General features: G+C 61.6%; 18 protein-coding genes and 1 pseudogene. 7 read left to right on the top strand and 12 right to left on the bottom strand.

From position 1 onward, the window contains the following. Positions 1-490: 490 nt before the first annotated feature. Complete coding sequence (locus AAFH49_RS12435; RefSeq protein WP_342298515.1) at positions 491-697, bottom strand: hypothetical protein; 207 nt, start codon at positions 695-697, stop codon at positions 491-493. A gap of 369 nt (positions 698-1,066) precedes the next feature. On the opposite strand from AAFH49_RS12435, the gene AAFH49_RS12430 reads away from it, so the two are divergent. After that, positions 1,067-2,596, top strand: a complete 1,530-nt coding sequence (locus tag AAFH49_RS12430; RefSeq protein WP_342298514.1) for a hypothetical protein — start codon at positions 1,067-1,069, stop codon at positions 2,594-2,596. A gap of 813 nt (positions 2,597-3,409) precedes the next feature. On the opposite strand, the gene AAFH49_RS12425 is transcribed toward AAFH49_RS12430, so the two are convergent. From AAFH49_RS12425 to AAFH49_RS12400, 6 genes are all read right to left on the bottom strand, one after another. Continuing rightward, positions 3,410-5,080 (bottom strand): molybdopterin-dependent oxidoreductase, encoded by a 1,671-nt coding sequence (locus AAFH49_RS12425; protein WP_342298512.1) that lies wholly within the window; start codon positions 5,078-5,080, stop codon positions 3,410-3,412. 43 nt (positions 5,081-5,123) lie between these two features. Then, complete coding sequence (locus AAFH49_RS12420) at positions 5,124-5,507, bottom strand: cupin domain-containing protein (RefSeq protein WP_342298511.1); 384 nt, start codon at positions 5,505-5,507, stop codon at positions 5,124-5,126. A gap of 142 nt (positions 5,508-5,649) precedes the next feature. Continuing rightward, positions 5,650-6,696 carry a tellurite resistance/C4-dicarboxylate transporter family protein gene (locus AAFH49_RS12415; protein WP_342298510.1) on the bottom strand — a complete coding sequence of 349 codons (1,047 nt, stop codon included), beginning with the start codon at positions 6,694-6,696 and terminating at the stop codon, positions 5,650-5,652. Between the two features lie 101 nt (positions 6,697-6,797). Beyond that, entirely contained in the window at positions 6,798-8,003 is a 1,206-nt protein-coding gene (gene hmpA, locus AAFH49_RS12410) for an NO-inducible flavohemoprotein (RefSeq protein WP_342298509.1), read from the bottom strand. Between the two features lie 56 nt (positions 8,004-8,059). After that, positions 8,060-8,503 carry an RrF2 family transcriptional regulator gene (locus AAFH49_RS12405; RefSeq protein WP_342298507.1) on the bottom strand — a complete coding sequence of 148 codons (444 nt, stop codon included), beginning with the start codon at positions 8,501-8,503 and terminating at the stop codon, positions 8,060-8,062. A gap of 288 nt (positions 8,504-8,791) precedes the next feature. Next, complete coding sequence (locus tag AAFH49_RS12400) at positions 8,792-9,652, bottom strand: polysaccharide deacetylase family protein (RefSeq protein ID WP_342298505.1); 861 nt, start codon at positions 9,650-9,652, stop codon at positions 8,792-8,794. A 260-nt stretch (positions 9,653-9,912) separates the two neighbouring features. Here AAFH49_RS12400 and AAFH49_RS12395 point away from each other — a divergent pair, with 260 nt between their 5' ends. The 4 genes from AAFH49_RS12395 to AAFH49_RS12380 all read left to right on the top strand — a co-directional run bounded on the left by AAFH49_RS12395 (position 9,913) and on the right by AAFH49_RS12380 (position 15,158). Continuing rightward, on the top strand, positions 9,913-13,380 hold the full coding sequence (locus AAFH49_RS12395; protein ID WP_342298504.1) for a trifunctional glycoside hydrolase family 18/polysaccharide deacetylase/glycosyltransferase family 2 protein: 3,468 nt from the start codon (positions 9,913-9,915) through the stop codon (positions 13,378-13,380). A 184-nt stretch (positions 13,381-13,564) separates the two neighbouring features. Beyond that, the gene (locus AAFH49_RS12390) at positions 13,565-14,140 is read left to right on the top strand and encodes a TIGR03118 family protein (RefSeq protein WP_342298503.1); all 576 of its coding nucleotides are present in this window, start codon (positions 13,565-13,567) and stop codon (positions 14,138-14,140) included. A gap of 433 nt (positions 14,141-14,573) precedes the next feature. Further along, a complete protein-coding gene (locus AAFH49_RS12385) occupies positions 14,574-14,816 on the top strand; it encodes a hypothetical protein (RefSeq protein WP_342298501.1) in 243 nt (80 codons plus the stop codon). 36 nt (positions 14,817-14,852) lie between these two features. Next, positions 14,853-15,158, top strand: coding sequence for a hypothetical protein (locus AAFH49_RS12380; protein ID WP_342298499.1), 306 nt, complete (start codon positions 14,853-14,855; stop codon positions 15,156-15,158). A gap of 179 nt (positions 15,159-15,337) precedes the next feature. On the opposite strand, the gene AAFH49_RS12375 is transcribed toward AAFH49_RS12380, so the two are convergent. Further along, positions 15,338-15,730 (bottom strand): hypothetical protein, encoded by a 393-nt coding sequence (locus tag AAFH49_RS12375; RefSeq protein ID WP_342298497.1) that lies wholly within the window; start codon positions 15,728-15,730, stop codon positions 15,338-15,340. A gap of 94 nt (positions 15,731-15,824) precedes the next feature. Here AAFH49_RS12375 and AAFH49_RS12370 point away from each other — a divergent pair, with 94 nt between their 5' ends. Both AAFH49_RS12370 and AAFH49_RS12365 read left to right on the top strand, forming a co-directional pair. After that, positions 15,825-16,145 carry a hypothetical protein gene (locus AAFH49_RS12370; protein ID WP_342298495.1) on the top strand — a complete coding sequence of 107 codons (321 nt, stop codon included), beginning with the start codon at positions 15,825-15,827 and terminating at the stop codon, positions 16,143-16,145. A 76-nt stretch (positions 16,146-16,221) separates the two neighbouring features. Then, a complete protein-coding gene (locus AAFH49_RS12365; RefSeq protein ID WP_342298494.1) occupies positions 16,222-16,710 on the top strand; it encodes a hypothetical protein in 489 nt (162 codons plus the stop codon). Positions 16,711-16,878: 168 nt separating this feature from the next. Here the strand turns inward: AAFH49_RS12365 and AAFH49_RS12360 are convergent, their stop codons facing one another. The 4 genes and pseudogenes from AAFH49_RS12360 to AAFH49_RS12345 all read right to left on the bottom strand — a co-directional run bounded on the left by AAFH49_RS12360 (position 16,879) and on the right by AAFH49_RS12345 (position 20,834). Beyond that, entirely contained in the window at positions 16,879-18,156 is a 1,278-nt protein-coding gene (locus tag AAFH49_RS12360; RefSeq protein ID WP_342298492.1) for a dihydroorotase, read from the bottom strand. A 95-nt stretch (positions 18,157-18,251) separates the two neighbouring features. Continuing rightward, positions 18,252-19,232, bottom strand: a complete 981-nt coding sequence (locus tag AAFH49_RS12355) for an aspartate carbamoyltransferase catalytic subunit (RefSeq protein WP_342298491.1) — start codon at positions 19,230-19,232, stop codon at positions 18,252-18,254. A 56-nt stretch (positions 19,233-19,288) separates the two neighbouring features. Next, positions 19,289-19,495, bottom strand: a complete 207-nt coding sequence (locus AAFH49_RS12350; RefSeq protein WP_342298489.1) for a hypothetical protein — start codon at positions 19,493-19,495, stop codon at positions 19,289-19,291. A 304-nt stretch (positions 19,496-19,799) separates the two neighbouring features. Further along, positions 19,800-20,834 (bottom strand): annotated as a pseudogene (locus AAFH49_RS12345) (quinone-dependent dihydroorotate dehydrogenase). Positions 20,835-20,839 lie beyond the last annotated feature (5 nt).

Raw genomic sequence — 20,839 nt, 5'->3', positions numbered from 1 at the left:
TGCTGGCCTATAGCCACGCCAAACGCTTGAAGACCTTGCGAGGGCTAACTCCGCATGAATTTGTCTGTGCCCAGTAGCCAAACAACTCCTCTATTTTTATCCGTTATCCGTGCCCCGCTCCACTTTACACTGGAGCTATACAAGCGGTATAATCTGCACCCTGATAATAATTATGCATTCTGATAATCAGGCACTCTGCGCACCTTGCGGTGCTCAGAAACTACCGCCGCAGTGCTAATTCCCCCCAAACCTTGGTCATGCGTCAAGCACCTGCACTGTTGAGCCCAACAGCCGGGCCTCGGCCGATGCGGTGAGGGTACTGAGCGAGGTACCGCCCGCTTCGGACGCGGAGGCCCGTGAGGCCACCTCGCCTTCCCTTCCCAGACGGAGCACCGCCCATGGCCATGCCGGCCACCGTACAGCAGCCACCACGCGGGTTGCAGTGCTGCCCGTTTCGGCGCGCGCCGTGCGGCGAAGGGGCAGCAGCTTATTATTTACCAATAACGTCGTTGCCCCAGCCGCCGCTGCCGACAGTCGTATCGTTGCAGGTTACATCGTTGCCCCAGCCACCGCTACCCACCGTTCCATCTGCCGCTATTACGGAGGAAGTCGATTCGTTGGCATTCAGTTGGTCCGTGGGAGCGTAACCAAATACGGTGGCTAGCTGGAACAGGGCGATGGCGAAGAAGTCGAACATGGTCGATGGGGTGTAAGTGTTTGTGTATTAATTAAGAACACAACAAAATTAGGGCACCCCCCGAGGCTAAAAAAGGACACTCTCACCCTAAATCAGACCATGAATAATACAAGTAATTCTTTAATATTCTTAAGAAGATAGTAAACACACCCTCAAATGCATTAAGCCCACCGGGTTTTTATTTTCGTATTTCTACAAAATATCGTCAATTTGCGACATATCAGCCGATTATTGGCTGTAAAATCACGGTACAAAGGTGAGTGGTGCCCACGAATGAAAAAAGGAAACATTCCTCGTTTTTAAGACACGGGGTTTTGCAGATTACCAAGGCTGAAAATGCCAATTCCAGCCCGTTATGGCTGTTTTTACATGAATGATATTTCCAATCTTGCGCGAATTGTGACATCGCGGGCGCTGCATTCGGTGCCGGTGCTGGACCTGTCCGCCGAGCATAAAACCAAGGAATATCAATTGGTGCAAGCACTAATTGATGCACCCGACGCTACGCAAAACCAACTAGTTAAGGCCTTATACGGTAAGGCATCAGCGCCCAACGTTCGGGCATTGCAGAAGCTCCAATCGCGGGTACGCGGCAAATTGCTCAATCACCTTTACTTCCTCGACCACTCCGATTCGCGCCACCTGGTTTCGCGGCGGTACCAGAGCGAATGCCTCGATTTGCTGCATAAAATCAGCATTCTCTTCGCCGAGGGCGAATACGTGCTGACCGAGCAGTTGCTCAAGCGCTGCCTGAGCATGGCCCAAAAAGGGGAATTCACGCAGTACGTCGTGCAGTGCGCGCGGATGCTGAGCACGCTCTACGCGCAGATGCGCAAGGCCCACTTGTTTGAGAAAATGGATAAGGTGCTCCAGCAGGCTCAGCACATCCAGTCTCTGGAAGACGAGGCCGAACGGCTGCACGCCCAGACGCAACTAGCCCTGGCCAGCACGGTGAGCAGCCGGCGGGCCGTGCTGCCCCTGCTGCCGGCGCACCTGGAGAAACTGGAGGCGCTGCATCGGCGGGCCAAAACATTCAATACCTACAACTACCTCTACCGGCTGCGCCTGGCCATCCACGAGCTGCAGGGGAACTACGCGGAGATTATTCGCCTGACCGCGCTGGCCACCAAGCAGCTGCGCGAGGGCAAGCTCAATGAGCGCCGGTTCGACAAGCGCTACAATCATTTCATGACCGTTTTTGCGCACTTGCGCAGCCGCCAGCCTACCAAGGGCCTGAAATTAGCGCAACTGGCGATGTCGGACTTCCATCCGTCTTCCAGTAACTGGCTGTTTTTTCAGGAAAACCACGTGCTCCTGGCCCTGCACGCCCAGAACTACGAATACGCGCAGCAGCTATTCACCACGGTGATGAAAAACCCGGCTTTCTCCAAGCAGCGGCCGGCGGCTTTGGAACGCTGGGATTTGTACAAGGCTTACAACGACTTCGTGCATCCGACGCAGCGGATGGGCCCCGCGCGGCGGGTGCAAATGGCCCGGTGGGCGCTTATGCTGCCGGAGTTCAGCCGCGATAAGAGCGGGCTGAACGTTGCCATCCTGGTCCTGCAAATGCTGGTTTATATGCGTGAGCGCAATTTCGAGGAAATCATGGTGCGCCTGGAGCGCCTGCGCAAGTACCAACAGCGGCACATGGTGGGCAGCGGCATGATACGCAGCAAACTGTTTCTGCGCCTGCTGCGCATCATGGTGGACAAGGGATTCAATTCGAAACAGGCCGCAGAAGGCGGAAAGGCCATTTTGCAGCAGCTGCAAAGCACCAATCCTCCTGGTGAAGCCTACGCTGAAATTGAAATCATTCCGTACGAGCACCTGTGGGCGCTCATTTTGGAGATGCTACGCGACCAATTCCCCGTACCGACGGCCTTCGGAGCGCAGGGCTAGCCATAGTCCCCCATTCCCGGTTCGAATTTCGGCCTACCTCATCATGGAGCGGATAGAATTGCTCATACGATTCAGAAAGCCATGTCTCCTCCAGTGGAGCCAATAGCCAGGAGGTGTTAACAATGGCTATTACCCTGGAGCATGGGAACACGGCTCGCCGACGCGCAATGGGCGCGGTTGGTGCCACTGTTGACGGGTCGGGAAGGCACGAGTGGGGGTCGCGACTGCACCAAACCTGTTGAGGCACCGATGGAGTTGAAGCGGTGATGACTTTGCCAAGACATTCATTGAGCCAGGCCCTCACCACACACAGCATTGAGAGTAGCTATTTTAGGGTTACAACCCCTCCTGATTGTGCCGTGCGTTTGTTTGAACCAGCGCTTAAGCCAAAACAGCCACCCAGCTTATTAGTTAAATAACTGTTCATCAATGAGCAAGGAACGAGACTCGAACTCTCGACCCTCAGCTTGGGAAGACACGAGACGGGGGTTATCAGCAGTTACTAAAACTGCCTTAACGCTATCAAAAACACGGTTTTTACCTCTCTCAACTTATCGTCATTTATCGTTGTTACCCCCTTCTACTACATTGGTTTAAACAAACGATGGTGGCTGTTGCAGAAGCCATGGATTCGCTCCCCTATCGGCGGCCTTGCGCATTGGGTCGTCCAGAATAGCCTTTTCATCCTTTTTGGCGCTCAGGCCTGAGCCTTTCAGGTTCAAAAATCGTTTTGCGGGAGTTCTGCAACAGCCATGTTTAGTAGCGTTCGGCATCGGGCGGCTGTCCGAAGGCGATGCCCGGGCACCAGCCGGCTCAGGTATCGGCCAGTAGGTCGAAGTATTCGTCGTCCTCGTTTTTGCCCCCGAACCCTTTGCCAATGGCGGTATGGCTGGCAATAAACTCGACCCGGCAGACCCACTTCACCATCTTGTAGCCCAGTTGGTTTTCCACCCGCAGCCGCAGCGGCGCGCCATGGCCTTGGGAGAGCGGCGCGTAGTTCATTTCCCAGGCCAGGATGGAGGCGGGCTTGAGGCAGTTGGCCAGCGTGTGGGTGTCGTAGTACGCGCCGCCGTACAGGCCCTCACCGAAGGAGTAAAACGCCACGGTGGTCACGGAGGCGTGGGGCCGGACGAGCGCGGCCAGCTTGCTGATAGGCAGCCCGCCCCATTCGGCGATGGCCGACCAGCCCTGAATGCAGTGGTGCATGGTGATATTCTGCTCCAGGCCCAGCGCTTTCAGCTCGGCCAGCGACAGTTCCACGGGGTTCTCCACTAGCCCACCTACCACCAGCTTGAAGTCCTGGAAGTTGTTCGTCATCAGGGCGTGCCATTGCTCGGAATCCGGCAGTTTGCCGTTCAGCCAGAAATAGGGCGTGATGTCGGCTTTCGTGTAATAGGTCGTCGGGTGAAACGTGTCAATCGACCAGCGCCACAGATTGCCGTTGATGGCAGCGGCAGTTTTTTGCAGGGCGCGGGGCCGCTGCCACGATACCCAGTGCGCCCCGAGCGCGGCCGCCACGGTCAGCAGCAGCACGCTGGCCCCTATCCACAAGCCGGTATGGCTCCCCGAATCGTCCTGGCCGGTACCCATGTGGTTCATGTTGCGGGTGAGGCCAGTGGCGGCCACCATCGCAACGTGAATGATAGTGAACGCGACGTAGGCCACCATAACCAGAAAATGTACCGAGCGCGCCCCCTGCCGGTTGCCGAACAGCTTGGGAAACCAATGAAACCGGTTTTCGATGGCCGGCGACATGGCCATGCCGCTCAGCATCGAGATGGGTGCCAGCAGAAACACGACCGCGAAGTACGCGAGCTGCTGCAGGGCGTTGTAGTGGAAAAAGCCGTTGGGCTCTACTGGCAGGTGGAAAGTGGCGTAGTGGACGAAAATGCGCCAGGCATCGGGCAGCACCTGCCACGACGTGGGCACCAGTCGCTGCCACTGGTTGGTAAAAAAAAGCAGGACAATGAACACCGCCCCGTTGAGCAGGAAAAAGGGCACCGTGATAAAGTGCCAGTGCCGGGCCAGCCCGATGGTGTGCCGGTAGCCGGGCAGTCCCAGCACGGGGCTCAGGTAGCGGGCGTCCTCCTTGGCCGTCCACACCCGGTCGGTGGGCACGGCCACGGGCGTGAAGCGGAGCCAGTCGGTGCCCGGCGCGCAGCCATTATTCCAGTACAGGCGGGCATGGTCGGCCAGAATGGACAGCCCACTGCGGACGATGAGCACCAGGAAAAAGAAATTCACCCAGTGGCCGAGGCGCAGCCAGGCCGGAAAGCCCTGCGGGTCTGCCGCAGTGGGGGCCACCAGTAGGGCCGAGGGGTCGGCAGGCAGCCCAAAGGTCAGGTACTGTGCCCAGGCCAGTCCCACGGGCACCAGCACCAGCGCCGCGCATACGGCCAAGGCTCCCGGCTGGAAGCGGACCACCAGCCGGCGGTCGGCGGGGTAATGCACGGCCCGTTGGGCCGCAGTGTGGGTGGTAAACATGGGGATTTGCGGGAAGGTGAAACGGATTTACCAACGGCTGGCCCTACTTCGACACGGCCAGCGTGAGCAGGAATGCCGCCTCAGTGACGGCCCGCACGCTGTGCGGAATGCCGGCGTGCAGCGTCAGCAGCTGCCCTGGCGCTAATTCTGCCGCTTGCTCCGCCGTACAGAACGTCAATTGGCCGTCCAGCACCTGTACACTAATGGGGCCGGGGGCAGTGTGCGTTTTCAACTCGGCGCCGGCGTGCAGGGCCAGCAGCACGACGCGCAGGGCATCCGTCTTGAACACGGTCAGGGAATTGCGGTCGCCGGTCTGGTAGGCGGGCTCCTGCCGGACCTGGGCTAGCAGAGCAGGCAGGTCGAGCACCCGCAGCGGCACGTCGAGGGAGTGGCCGCCGGTCGGGCGCTGGGGGGTAGGGGTGTTCATTTGGGTTTCCATGGTTTTTTTAGGTTTTGACCGAATGGCCCCACGGGCCGAAGCCCCTGGGGCAGCGGGGAATATGCAATAGGCATCCCCGTTAAAAGTGGCGCTGTTTTCGGGGGCAGCGCCGCTGGGGCGGGCCGCGTCCCTACGCCCGCCCCAGCTCGGGGGTGGGCGCTGGTTTAGCGGGCACCAGCAAGTGGTGCAGCATGCCCGCCATCGTCGACAGCCAGGCCGCCAATGCAATGAAAATAAAATAGGTCGGGATGAGTTGAAGGGCCGGCAGGGGCAGGTCCTCGGCGAGCTGGCCGGTGGCGGCCGTGTACATGCCCAGCGGAAACACCATCGTCCAATAAGCCGGGGTGTAGACAAACGTCGGGCGCGTGGTCCAGTGGTTCCAGAGCCGCAGCCCAAACACCAGCGGGAGCCACCAGGTACTGACGGCCCAAAACAAGACGCAGTAGGCTTTCACAAAGGGCCGCAGGTCGGCCAGCGCCGGCGTGTGCTGCATGGCCCCCACTAAACTGGCGCCGGCCAGCACCGTAATGGCCCCCGCCCCGATGCTCACCCAGTACGCAGCCCCTACTTCCTCGCCCACCAGCCGCACGAAGGCCAGCCGGTAAAAGAGCAGCGTACTGAGCACTACGTATAGCCAGCTACCCAGCAAAAACAGCCCCAGCACCCCAAACACGCCCACGTCGGCGGGCAGGCGGCTACCGGGCAGCAGCTTCGCACCCAGCACGGCCAGCCCCTCGGTGGCCACCACCAGCAGCAGCCACCGCCCGCTAAAGCCCCGCTCCAGGGTCGGCTTTTTCGCCCCCGTGCTGATGCCCCACAAAAAGGCGTAGAGCAGCAGCGCCCAACCACCGGCCGCGCCTAGCCACAGTACGCTGCCCAGCCCCTGCTGGCCGCGCAACTGCACGAGCTGGCTGCCGAGCAGCGTGGTGGCCGGCACCAGGGCCAGGAAGCCGGCCCCGGTTTCGTGCGCGGTCAGGGCCCGCCAAAACGCCTTCGGGAACAGCACAAGGCGCAACAGCAGCAGCCCCACGAACAGCGGGTACAACCCCAGATTCAAATAAAAGAACCCTTCCGCTACCCACGTCAACTTGAGTGCGTGCGCCGCCAACGAAATAATGCCCGTGGACATCACCAGCGCAAAATAGGCGGGCGAAAACTGCTCGATGGCGGATTTCATCGGTGGGGGAAGGCATTAGGGTTTCTGTTCGCTGAGATGACCCGAACAGCCTCGGTTAGATGGCATGAAACCCTGCCCGGGCTTTCGGACGGACCAGCTGGCTATACGCTTAGCGTAGCCGGGCCGAACTCCTCGAAGTGAATGGCCGCGCGGGGCACCCCCAGGGCGGCCAGGTCCTGCACCTGCTTGCGGATGAAGGGGGCCGGGCCGCACACGTAGTAGTCGGCCTCCGGCATCAGGGTGCCGCCGTTGAGCTTGTTCAGGTCCACGAAGCCGGCGTGGTAGCCTTCCTGCTCCAGGCCGGGGGCCAGTGTGTCGTAAAAAATGTGCTGCTGCATGTTTTCGTGGTGGCCAGCCAACTGGGTCACCGTCTCGCGGAAGGCGTGCACCTGCGTATCGCGGCTGCCGTGCACCCACACTACCTCGCGGGGGCTGCCGGTGCTCATCAGGTAGTCGAGCATGCTCAACAGGGGCGTCTGGCCCACGCCGCCGCTCACCAGCACCACGGGGGTTTGCTTGGAAGTGTCCAGGGTGAAGTCGCCGGCCGGCGCGGCCAGCTCCACGATGCCGCCCTCGGCCACGAAGTCGTGCAGCCGGTTGCTAATCAGGCCATCCGGGGTGGGGCTGCCGGCTTCCTTCTTCACCGAGATGCGGTAATATTCGCCGTTCGGGGCGCTGGAGAGGCTGTACTGGCGCGGCTGAAACAGGTTCAGCTCAGGCAAAAACAGACGCAGGCTCACGTACTGGCCGGGCTGGTAGTCCGCTACTTTGCCGCCGTCGGTCGGGTAAAGGTAGAACGAGGTGATTTCATCGGATTCGGCCACTTTCTGCTTCACCGCAAACGGCCGCCAGCCCGTCCAGCCGCCTTCCTGGTTGGCGGCGTGCTGGTAGAGGCCGCTTTCCAGGCCACTCATCAGGCCGGCCAGCTCGCCGTAGGCCGTGGCCCAGGCCTCGAGCAATGCAGGCGTGGCGGCCTCGCCCAGCACCTCGCCGATGGAGGCAATCAGGTGCCGGCCCACGATGGCGTAGTGTTCGGGCCGGATGTCGAGGCTGACGTGCTTGTGGCCGATTTTGGTCACGGCGTGCACCAGCACCGAGGGGTCTTCGATGTTCTCGGCGTAGGCCAGCACGGCTATCGCCAGCGCCATCTGCTGCTTGCCGTTCTGCTGGTTGCTCATGTTGAAGACATTCTTCAGCTCGGGGTTGTGCTCGAACATGCGGCGGTAGAAATGGGTGGTCAGGGCCACGCCGTGCGCTTTGAGGGTGCTCACGGTCGCCGTAACGAGGGCTTTTTGGTCAGAATTCATAACGATAAAAGGGTTGTTAAAGGACATTTTTGTCCGGTATAGACGCAAAAAAAAGGTTAGCTGAATTGCTTCAAAAAGCCCAGGCCGTCGTGCACCTTGCCGGCGAGCTCGCCCAGGGTGTGGCTGCCCAGCACCTCGTTGAGCTGGTCGCGGATGGGCAGAAACTGGTAATGCATGGGGCAGGGCTGCTTGGCCGAGCACTGCGGCAGGCCCAGAGCACAGCCCTGCAGCATCGCGCCCCCGTCGATGGCCACCACAATCTGGCGCAGCGTGACGGTGCGCAGCTGCTCGGCCGTCAGCTCAAAGCCCCCGGTGGGACCTTTCACCGAAGTGATGAGTTGCGCGCGCACCAGCTGCTGGAGCACCTTGGCCGTGAAAGCCTCCGGCGACCCGATTTCGGCGGCAATGTCTTTCAAGCCCACGCGGCGGCCGGAGTCGGCTGACTGCTGCCCGAGGTAAATCGCGGCCCGAATCCCATACTCACACGCTTTGGAGAACATTCCCATTATGGGGCAAAGGTACGGCCATATTCTATACCGGACAAAATTATCCGCTAATTATGTGTTGTGCTTTTGAGCCTTGCTGCCTTAATATGTAAGCGTCCAAGAAAATGGTGAGGCCGTAGACGCGCTCCGTTCATTTAATGAATACTTTATTTATTAATAGTGGCGAAGGGATAAGCTTACTCTAAAGAGAGCATCAAAGAGTATGAGGCAACCCTGTCTTTCAGTCGGGTTAAGCGGAACCAGAGCCAACAGACGCTTAACCCGAAATGGCATTGCCCGCACTCAACGGCCCTTGAGGGGAAAATCCTGGAGGCGGGCAAACTGGTAGCCCTGCCCACGCAGCACGGGCACCGCCTGGCGCAGGGCCTCGTAGGTATTCCAGGCCGGCCGATTGAAGTGCATGATGACCAGGGCCCCCGGCCGCACGTGGCGCAGCACGTTGTCGCGGATGACGTCGGCCGGGGTGCCGGCCACGGCGTCGCCCGAGAGCACGTCGAAGCTGATGACGGTGGTGCGCAATTGGCCGGCCAGCTTGGCGCAGGCCTCGTCGAGGTACGCCGTGGCCGAGCGGAAGAACCGGGGCCGGCGGCCCGTCAGGCCTTCAATCTTGCGGGCGTTGGCCTCAATCTCATCGAAGGCATCGGAAGCGGTGGCCGTGCCGTGGATGCCGTACTCGCTCTCGCCGTCTACGGAGCAGGGCCGGTGGTTGAAGCCGTGGTTTTCGATTTCGAACAGCGGGTCGGCGGCCAGTTCGCGGAAGTGCGCCGGGTTTTCGTCAATCCAGCGGCCGGTCACGCACAGGGTGGCCGGGATGTGCTCGCGGCGCAAGTAGTCAATCAGCTCGGCGTCGTAGCCGCTGCCCCCGTGCGGGCCGCCGCAGGCGTCGAAGGTCAGGGCCAGGATTTTCTGGCTGGTGACCAAATCTTCGTCCACGCCCTTCACAAATTCGCCCCACTGCCCCGGCCGGGCGTGCGCAAACTCGCGGGCCACCCGCGCCTTGAGGGCCAGGTACTCCGGGTCGGCATAGAGCCGGGCCAGAAAGGCGGCGTTGGTGTAGTCAATGGGGGCCCTGGCCGAAGAACTGCTGAGTAATCCCAACCCCACCAAAGTGGCGTAGCGGCGCACGAAGGATGCTTTCGGCATACAGGACGAAGAAGAAAGAATAGATAAGCCCAATGATACACCAATACCCGGCTGGTCCGGCGGCCAGTGGCGAAAACGTCGGAACATGATGGGTATCTGGGCAAGGTATGATTTACATCAAGGCATTTGCCTGGCGATAATTCTACCTTTCACCACTACGTCCCAAGCCGTAGTCATTACTATTTTCTTATTGCAATAGATTGATTGCTATTAAGCTGTGTTTGTGAGTTGGCTGCCATCCGAAATTTTATTTTTCGTCCATGTCTACTGCCGCTGAGTCTAATCCCCAAGTTTTTCAGAGCTTTTCCCCCCGGCGCTGGCAATGCTTCGTCTGGGGCGCGCGCGCCGCGACGGTCCTCGTACTGCTGGCGCTGGCCGGGCTGGCCTGGGCCTTGTTCCAACAGTCGGCCACGCTGTTGCCGGGCTCGTTCGGGGCCAATGAGATGTACCGGCAAGTGCTCCGGCCCACGCCCCTGACCACGCTGGCTAACCGCCACAACCGCACCTTTCAGGCCCTGCGTCAGCAGCTGCCCCGGCACGCACACGGCTACCAGGACCGGCGCAGCCGTGCCCAGCCCATTAGCCCGGTAAATCATCGCCCGGCCCCGGCCTTCCGCAACGGCCTGCCCATCCGGGCGGGCTTCTACGTGAACTGGGACGCGCAGTCCATGAGCACCTTGCGGCGGCACGTGGACCAACTGAACATGGTGCTGCCCGAGTGGCTGTTCGTACCCGACCGGGCCGGCCAGCTCAGCCTCGACATCGACACGGCGGCCCTGGCGCTGCTGCGCCGCCACCCCGGCGTGGCCGTGGTGCCCATGATTTCGAACTACTATAAGGAGAAGTGGAACGGCGGCAACGTCCGCCGTATGCTGGCCACCGAGCGCACCCGCCAACTGTTCATCGCCAATGTACTGCAGGCCATCCGGCGCTACGGGTTTCAGGGCGTGAACATCGACTTCGAAAACCTGAACCTCGACGACCGCGCCCCGCTCGAAACCTTCCAGCGCGAGCTGTATGCCGCCCTGCACGCCGGCGGCTACCTCGTGACGCAGGACATCGCCCCGCTCAACGACGACTACGACCCCGCCACCCTGGCCCGCGCCAACGACTACCTCGTCCTGATGGCCTATGACCAGCACGAAACCGGCAGCGCCCCCGGCCCCGTGGCTGCCCACAAGTGGGTAGAAGACATTCTGACCAAGATGGAGGCGCAAGTGGACCCGCGCAAGCTGGTGCTCGGCCTGGCCGCCTACGGCTACGACTGGCGCACTGACGGCGGCAAAAAACACATCGAAGGCACCGACCTCACCTACCAGGAAGCCCTGACCACGGCCAAGGAGGCAAAGGCCCCCATTCACTTCGACAACGACACCTATAACCTCGATTTCCGCTACGCCGACGAGCACAACCACCCCCACCAGGTGTTTTTCACTGACGCGGCTACCAACTTCAACGCCCTGCGCGCCGCCGATGACCAAGGCCTGGCCGGAGTGGCCTTGTGGCGGCTGGGCTCCGAAGACCCGCGCCTGTGGGACTTTTTCCACCGCAACCTGCGGGCCGATAGTTTACAGAAATCCGGCCCCGTGCTCATGCGGCACCTGCGCCGGCCGGTGGGCGCTACCGATGTCGACTACATCGGCGAGGGCGAGGTGTTAAACATCCTCAGCGGCCCGCAGAACGGGCGCATCGGCCTCACGCTCGATGCAACTGACCAGCTCATCAGTGAGGAAAGCTACGCCGTGCTGCCCACCAGCTACGTGGTGCGCAAGCTGGGCCTGGCCCCCAAAACCGTGGTGCTGACCTTCGACGACGGCCCCGACGAAACCTACACGCCGCAGGTTATCAAAATTCTGCAGCGGGAGCAGGTGCCGGCCGCCTTCTTCGTGGTGGGCGAAAACGCCGAGAACAACGTGCCGCTGCTGCGCCAGCTCTACGACGACGGCTACGAAATCGGCAACCACACCTTCTCGCACCCCAACATCGCCGACGTGAGCGGCGCCCGGGCCCGGCTGGAGCTTAACGCCACCCGCCGCCTCATCGAGTGCGTGACCGGCCACAGCACCATCCTGTTTCGCCCGCCCTACAACGCCGACGCGGAGCCGCAGAACCTGCAGGAAATTGAGCCCATCTTCCGGGCCAAGCACGAGAACTACCTGACCGTGGGCGAAAGCATCGACCCGCAGGACTGGCGTCCGGGCGTCACGGCCGACCAGATTTTCAACCAAGTGGTGAAGGAGCAGGCCAACGGCAGCGTGATTCTGCTGCACGACGCGGGCGGCAACCGCGCCGCCACCGTGGCCGCCCTGCCGCGCATCATTCACTATTTCAAGCAACACGGCTACCGCTTCATCACCGTCTCGGAGCTGATGCACCGGCCCAAAGCCGAACTGATGCCCGCCCTGGCCAATGACCGCGACCGCGACCTGGCCGAAGCCAACTGGTTGACGGTGGAAGGCCTGTATTTCCTCGAGCACGGCCTCTACACGCTGCTGCTGCTGGGCATCGTCCTCACCCTGGGGCGGCAACTGGCCGTGGCCGTGCTGGCCGGGGTGCAGCACCGCCGCACCCGCGCCCGCGAGGCCGCCGCGCCCATGCCGCCCGCCGAAACCGGAGGCCAGTGGCCCCGCCTGAGCATCATCGTGCCGGCCTACAACGAGGAGGTGAACGCCGTGCGCAGCCTCGACAGCCTGCTGCGGCTCGATTACCCTGATTTTGAGGTGGTGTTTGTGGACGATGGCTCGCAGGATGCGACGTACGCGCTGGTGTCGGCCGCCTTCGCCGACCACCCGCAGGTGCGGGTGCTTACGAAGCCCAACGGCGGCAAAGCCTCGGCCCTGAACTACGGCATTGCCCGCACCGCCAGCGACTTCGTGGTGTGCATCGATGCCGATACCCAGCTCGACCCTGCCGCCCTGCGCCACCTGCTCAGCCACTTCGATTCGCCGCGGGTGGGGGCCGTGGCCGGCAACGTGAAGGTGGGCAACGAGCGCAACCTGCTCACCCGCTGGCAGGCCATCGAGTACATCACCAGCCAGAATTTCGACCGCCGCGCCTTCGCGCTGCTGGGCGGCATCACGGTGGTGCCGGGGGCCATCGGCGCGTTCCGCACGGCGGCGTTGCGGGCCGTGGGAGGCTTCACCACCGATACGTTGGCGGAGGACTGCGACCTCACCATCCGGCTGCAGCGGGCCGGCTACGGCGTCACCTACGCGCCCCGCGCCCTGGCCGTGACGGAGGCGCCCGAAACCGTGGCCATGTTCCTAAAGCAGCGCTTCCGCTGGTCGTTCGGCATCATGCAGGCGTTCTGTAAGCACCGCGCCGTGTGCCTCAACCCGCGCTACGGCGCGCTGGGGCTGGTAGCCTTCCCCAATCTGCTGGTGTTCCAGCTCATCCTGCCTTTCCTCAATCCCCTGGCCGATTTGCTGATGCTCTACTCGCTCGTTACCGGGCAGGGCGGCCCGGTGCTGGGCTACTACCTGGGCTTTTTGGGGGTCGATGCCGCGGCGGCGGCCCTGGCCTTCGGCTTCGAGGGCGAGCGCCGGAGCCGGCTGTGGGGCCTGTTGCCCCAGCGCTTCGCGTACCGCCAGCTGATGTACGTGGTGCTGCTGCGGTCGGTGCTGCGTGCCATCAAGGGCGAGCTGCAAAGCTGGGGCGTGCTCCAGCGCACCGGCAACGTGGTGGTGCCGGGCGAGGTAACCATCCCCGGCATGCGGTGGTCCGGTTAGGCCAACCATTTCGACCTCTAGTCCCGGCCGTCTCCCTCCCGTTCACACGCTCCCTTGGCAGGCCCCACCACGGAGGTTTGAGCCCCGCCCGCAGGCAACTTTGCGCGGGGCGGTTACAAGTTTGCTGGGTGGGGCCGCGTTCCTTTTTCGGCGCGCTCCCCAGCCCCGCCGCGGGGCGCTTGGCGTGCCTTGGGGCAACGGCGCGAATTTCCTGTACGTCGCCAATTTCAAAGGCCGGACCATCGACGTGTTTGATAAAAACTTTGCCCCGGTGACGGATAAGCCGTTTGCGGACCCGACGATTCCGGCCGGGTTCGGGCCGTTCAACATCCAGGCCCTTGAAGGCAAACTGTACGTGGCCTATGCCAAGCTGAAAGCTCCCGACAACGAGGACGACGAGGCCGGCCCGGGCAACGGCTACGTGGACGTGTTTACGCCGGCGGGCATCCTCGAGAAGCGCCTCGTGACGGGCGGGGCCCTCAATTCCCCGTGGGGACTGGTTCGGGCACCCGCCAGCTTCGGCGAGTTCAATAATGCCCTGCTGGTGGGCAATTTCGGGGACGAGCTCATCCATGCCTACGACGAACAGGGGCAGCTGCTGGGCACCCTGAAGGACCAACAGCAGCAACCCATTCACATCGACGGGCTGTGGACCCTGGTCTTCCCAACCACCGGCCTGAGCGCCGAGGACCAGCAGCACCTCTACTTTACGGCCGGGCCGCAAGGGGAAACCCACGGCCTCTTTGGCTACCTAAAATAGCCCCTCGGGCCAGCTTTCAGAGCGGGCCACGCCGGTCCAGGCAGCTCCTGCAGCGATGCTGCCTGAACAACTTGGCCCGGCGTGGCCCGACTTCCAGCCGCCTATAAGCCCCCGCGCGGCGTGCGGTTATCCGCAATTACCGGCCCCGCAGGGGATGTGCCGGCCTGGGGCAGCGGGGACTCAACGACGGGATGAGCGGCAATACGGTTTCGGGCGATGTGGTCCTGGTGAAGCGGCGAGATTACATCCCAGCCGGTGAGAAAGATAGGCACGCCCGGCTCCTGCAGCGCCCCGTACCGAGCCGCACCGCAGGAGCCGGGCGTACCCAAAATCCGTAGTAATCGGTCGGTATATCCGTATTTATGCATAGAAATTATTGGCAGAGTGCCAGCCAACTTTGTGATAGTAATTATATTCACATTTTAATTTTTCTATGCTCTTATTCCTCTTGACTCAGGCCGGTTTCTTTCCCATCAGCTGGACGCCCGTCGAGGGCACGTCTCCGGGCCGCACCTACGTACGGCCCAGCGCCAAGGGCATCGTGCGGGCCTTTGTGCCGGACGGCCACCAGGAGGTCGAACTCTACGCCGGCCGGGCTGCAGCGGGCGAATTGCGCTACCGCGGCCCGGTGGGCAGCGACGCCGAACTTCAGCGGTTGCTGACAACCGTTGGCTAACCGCCCCAATCCCCTTACCATCTTTTCGCGCCGCCGATGACACCCCCTCCGTTTGCCCTCCGCGCCCACGTAGCCCGGGCCCATGCGCCCGCCCGTCTCCACCTGGACGACCCCATTGCCGTGCAGCGCGCCCGCTGCGCCCCGCCCCGCGGGCCCCTGGTCATCGACTGCGGCCAGTTGCAGTGCCAGCGCCTGCGCGGGGTGGCCCACGTCGTCTCCCAGCTGTTGCTGCTGCGCCAGGCCGGCGCTACCGTGTGGCTGCGCAACGTCAACGCGCCCCTGCGCGCCTGCTTGCGGCGGTTGCAGTTGAGCCCGCTGTTTCCCCTGGACGAGGCCGGCTAGCACGCGGGGGCACTGCCGTGGGCCCGTCGGAAGGCGGTTCGCATCCGGGCAGCACCGCCGCCTCCCGGCGGGAAGCGGCCACGCTTGCCGGTCCGACAGGAAGCCCAAGCGCGGGCCTGGCAAGTTTCGCTTATCGTTCTGCCCAAACGTTGGAACGGTAAGAGGGGAATGAGGAGTGTTCAGCGTTGGTCCTTGGCCTGCCGCAGACTAAGGACGATGAAGAAGGCTCCGATGCCTTGCCCGGCGTACTTGAGAACGTAGGCCAGCACGTGGACGGGAGCATAGCCCACCGGGCCGAGCTCTGGCCGAAACCCCAGCAAAACCACGGGGATGCCGACCACCACCAGCCCCAAAAACAGCCACTGCGCCCAGCGGCGCCCCTGGCCGATGCAGTAGTAGTACGCCAGGATGGCGAGCAACGCCAGGAACATGCCCAGCTTGTACGCTGCGGGGCCGTCGGCGAAGACCCCGCGGTGGGTCAGGGCATCAAAGACGCGGTTGAGCACAAAGCTGAGTACCAAGGTCGCGCCCGCTAACGTGTCGTACTTCTGGGAAAGGGAATAAGGAGTCATGCGGCAAAGAACCGGCACCGGACGGTAATCGCGTTAAAAGTAAGGGGGAGAATGCTGATTCGTGCTGCGCTTGGTCAATCTACGTACAGCTCCCATGTCCAACGCCCTGCCCGTCCACCCCACCGAAGAGCGCCTGTTCCTGGGCGCGTGCCTGGCCCACCTCAAACGCGCCGATGGCAGCCAGGCCAACGACTGGTCCTTGGCTGAAACGGCCCGCCGCGGCGCAGCGGAATTGCTCACCACGTACCTGGCCTCGCCCCGGCTGCCCGACGCGCTCACCGAGCGGGCCCACGCCGCGCTGGAAGACTTGCGCTTGGGCACCCCTGAGGACCGAGACTGGCCGGCAACCCAAGCCCAAGCCGAGCGGGTGTTGCCCGTTGCCATGCAGCTGCTATATGTACTGGCGACTACCTAAACAGTCCGAATTGCCAAAGGCGGATTTTAATTTGGCAGACTCGCGGACCGGTGAGTTTGCGCGGACATACTTTTGGGTGACCATCGTTGGCTTCTGCCAAAGAGGTAAGGAACCTACGGCCGCATACGCGTTTGAAACCCCCGAATTTGGCCTCGATGAGCAGGGCCTGCACCGGCTGCGCAGTCGCTTTGCCTTCGAGCACGTGGCGTATGCGGACCTGACCGAGGCCACGGTCACCCGGGGGAAATCCGTGCAGCATTGGGCGTTACTCTTGCTCGTGGGCCTGTGCTGCCTTGGCTTTTCCGCCTTTACCGCCTACCGCTTATACCTGTTCTTAACCTACGGGCGGGGCCATTTTTATGTGCAGACCCTGGCCACTCCCTTCTTTCCCGGGGCCATTGGCCTGGCGGCGATTTGGCAGGCCCTGCGGGTGACCGACATTTTAGCCATTCGGGTGGGACGTCGCCGCTTGGTGTTTCCCTTGGAAACCTTGAAGGGTGGACAGAGCCCGATGGCGCTCGAAAGCTACCTGGCCAAACGGGTCGGTTCTAGAACATCTTCCTAAGCCCGTTCACCCAAAGGGTCGTGGCTGTTGCAGAACTATTGAACGCCTGTAACACAATTGTCTACGACGGCTCCTTGGAGCGAAGGTCCACTAAAACCTTCGGTTTTAGTTCTCGGCCACTAAAGGAAACCGAATCCTGAAAAATACAGGTCCGGGCTCAACTAGCTATCAGCGCTCCAGCAGGATTTCCGCACCTAAAATCACCAGGTCCACCCGGCCTTTCAGCGTCTGGTCGATGAAGGGCGTGTTCTGGGATTTGGATTTCATGAATTCCTTCGTGAAGGTCGTTTCCGCTTCGGTATCGAACAAAACGCAATTGGCTGGCTGGCCGACTTCGATGGCGGCTACCGGCAGGCCCATCAGGCGGCGGGGCTCCGCCGAATAGCGCTTCACCACCAGGTCCCACCCGAATTTTCCGGGCCCGACGAAGTAGTGATGGAGCGAAACAAGGGCCGTATCCAGGCCGGTGATGCCGTTGGGCGCGCTGATGAAATCCTGGGCTTTCTCAAACGGCGTGTGCGGCGCGTGGTCCGTGGCAATGATGTCGAAGATGCCTTCCTTGAGCCCTTCCAGCAGCGCATCACAATCGGCCTGCGTCCGCAGCGGTGGGTTCATCTTATAGTTCGTGTCGTAGTCGCCGATGTGCTCGTCGGTGAACAGCAGGTGGTGCGGCATCACTTCCGCCGTCACCTTCACGTCGCCACGCGATTTCCACCAACGGATGGTTTCCATGCCAAGCTTGCTGGACACGTGTTGGATGTGCACGTGCGCGCCCGCCGCGTGGGCCAGGCGGATGTCGCGGTCGATAATGATTTCTTCCGCGCACGCCGGCGAACCCTTGATGCCGAGCCGGTAGCTCATCACCCCTTCGTTGAGGGCGCGCGGCCCGGCCAACTCCGACACCTCGCAATGGCTGGCGAAAAACATCCCAAACTCGGTGGCGTACTGCATCGCCCGCAGCAGCACCGCCGGGTCGGCCGTGGTGTCCCCGTCGTCGGTCAGCATCTTCACCCCAAGGCCGCGCATGCCCTCGATTTCGGCCAGTTCCTTGCCCTCGCGGTTCTTGGTGACGCAGCCGGAAGTGTACACCGGAATGCGCGACCGGTGCTTGGCATTTTCCAGCACGGTGGCAATGGCGGTGGCCGAGTCGAGGGCCGGGCGGGTATTGGGCATCATTACCACGCCGGTAATACCGCCATTAATGGCCGCTTCGCTACCCGTGGTGATGGTTTCCTTGTTCTCAAAGCCGGGGGCGCGGAAATGGACGTGGGCATCAAACATACCGGGCATCAGAACGCGACCATGCGCGTCGATGACGCGGGCACCTTCGGGAATGGCCAGGCTTTCACCAATTGCCTGAATTCTTCCTTCGACAATCAGGACATCGCTCTCAACAAGCACGGATGAATTTTCGGAGGCGATGCGGGCGTTTTGAAGGAGAAGCATGGATGGAGGAGTACTGTAAACCGGCAAGGGATTGTGGGTGTTCTGGCTATTGAAAAAGAAAATAAACGGGCTGAACTAGCCGTCGCGTCCGGTATTTAGGGTATAATTACCGTTGAGCTGGCTCGCTGCGGTGCGGCATACGCTTCTTGCCGCGGAAATTCCCCGCCCGGGGTGAGCCAGTCGAGTACGGCCATGCGAACGGAAATGCCGTTTTCAACTTGGTTGGTGATGAGGCTGCGCTCGTAGTCCATCACGGCGTCGCACAGCTCCACCCCCCGGTTCACGGGGCCGGGGTGCATGATGTAAAGTCCCTTGTCGCTGATTTCGGCCAGCCGGTCGTTAGTGATGCCATAAACCCGGTGGTACTCGCGCACGCTGGGGAAAAACTGCACGTCCTGGCGTTCCATCTGCACGCGGAGCAGGTACACCACATCGGGCGCCCAGGCCATGGCCGCCTCGTAATCGGTGAAGCGACGGATGCTTTCCGGGACGTACTTGGGCACCAGTGAGCCCGGCCCGAGATACGCCACCTCAATGCCCAGCTTTTGCAGCAGCGTGCTGGTGGAGCGTGCGACGCGCGAGTGGAGAATGTCGCCGATGATGAGGACTTTTTTGCCCCGGGGGTCGGGAAACTTTTCCTTGATGGTGAAGGCATCCAGCAGGGCTTGGGTGGGGTGCTCGTGCGCCCCGTCGCCGGCATTGATAACCGATGCCGTGGTTTGGCGGGCAATCATGCCGGGCAGGCCGGGATGACTATGGCGGACGACGATGTAGTCGGTCCGCATGGCCTGGAGTGTCTCAATTGTCTCGCGTACCGACTCGCCCTTGGTGATAGAGGAGTGGGCGACGTCGAAATTCGTGACTTCCGCCGAGAGGCGTTTGGCCGCGACCTCGAAGGAGGAGTGCGTTCGGGTGCTGGCCTCGTAGAACAGCATGAGCACGGACTTGCCCTCTAGGGCAGGAATTTTTTTCACCGAGCGGGTGAACAGTTTTTTAAAGGACGTGGATTGGTCGAGCAGGAACTCGATTTCCTCACGGTGCAGGGATGCGATGTCGAGCAGGTCTTTACGTGCCATACCGGAGTTGGGAAAAAGAAGTACGTGGTCAGTACTTGTGAGTCGGAGGTTTTACCCTATTTGTTTAACAACGCCCAACTCATTGGACATAAAAAAACCGTTTCGGAATCCGAAACGGTGGCGGGGCAACACCCAGAAATAACAACGGAAATACCAAAGGCAAAATCGGAATAACCGATAGCAGAGAAGACCTCTCGGTCTACTCGCGGTTCCCGGCCGAGCAGGGTCCCGCGCTTCATCAACAGGTTTTTGGGTTGAAGCATGATGCAAAAATACGGCATTGTTACGCCCGGCCATTCATCGGTAAGGTTAACTTTATTTCGCACCGCTTTTCTCAAATTTTATTTTTGGCATAACAGGCTAAACGACGCGCTTCTGGTCATTCTTTTCGCCATTAAAAAAAAGATGGCTCGCGTAGTCAATTGCTTGGCAAGCACCATCTATCTTAACTTTAGCTCTTTATTCCGCTGCATCAGCTGGCGGGCCAATTAGTATCGAGGTGGTCTGGTTTGGTCGAACCCGGGTTGCTTACCCGCTATTGGCACCAGCGCGGGCGGGCACAGCGCATTAGCCCTGCACCAGGCTCCGATTTATCCGGCTCACCAGCGCCGGCCATTCATAGATAAAGCCGGTATAAAGCTGAATGAGCGAAGCGCCCGCCGCCAGCTTCTCCTACGCATCGGCCGCCGAATGAATGCCGCCCGCGCCAATAATCGGCAGCCCGCCGTCGGATTTCCGGTGCAGGTAGCGGATGACTTCGGTAGCCCGCGACCGCAGTGGTTTGCCGCTCAGGCAGCCCGCGCCTAGCGAGGCCACGTAGCCCGGCTCGGTGCTGAGTTTATCGCGGCTGATGGTGGTATTTGTAGCCACCAGCCCGCTCAGCTTGGTTTTGCGGGCAATTTCCAGAATGTCATCGAGCTGCGAATCCGTCAGGTCGGGCGCAATTTTGAGCAGCAGCGGGCGAGGTATGGCGCGGGCCTGGTTGCGGGCCTGCACCTGTTGGAGTAACTCAATCAGCGGCTTTTTCTCCTGAAGCTGGCGCAGGTTGGGCGTGTTGGGCGAACTCACGTTCACCACGAAGTAGTCGACCTCCTCGACCAGGGCCTCGAAACCGGCCACGTAGTCCTCGGCAGCGCGCTCGTTGGGGGTGTCCTTGTTTTTCCCAATGTTGCCACCAATGATGAGCCGGCGGTTGCGCCGCCGGGCCAGCCGCGCCGCCACCACGGCCGCCCCGTCGTTGTTGAAGCCCATGCGGTTCACCAGTGCCTCGTCCTGCGGCAGCCGAAACAGGCGCGGCGTGGGATTGCCGGGCTGCGGCCGGGGTGTCACCGTCCCGATTTCCACGAAGCCGAAGCCCAGCGTGGCCAGTTCATCCGTCAGTGCCGCGTTCTTGTCAAACCCCGCCGCCAGTCCTACCGGGTTCGGAAATTTCAACCCGAAAACCTCGCGCGCCAGACTGGGGTACTGGAAATCATACAGCGCCCGTAGCAGCGCTGGCGTGCCCGGCACCCGCGCCGCCCGGCGCAGATTATCGAAAACGAGGTGGTGGGCACGCTCGGCATCTAGGTTGAAGAGGAAGGGTTTGACGAGGGACTTATACACGGGCA

The organism is Hymenobacter segetis, from assembly GCF_038448715.1.
GTDB lineage: Bacteria > Bacteroidota > Bacteroidia > Cytophagales > Hymenobacteraceae > Hymenobacter > Hymenobacter segetis.
This window is presented reverse-complemented; position numbering and strand designations above follow the sequence as displayed.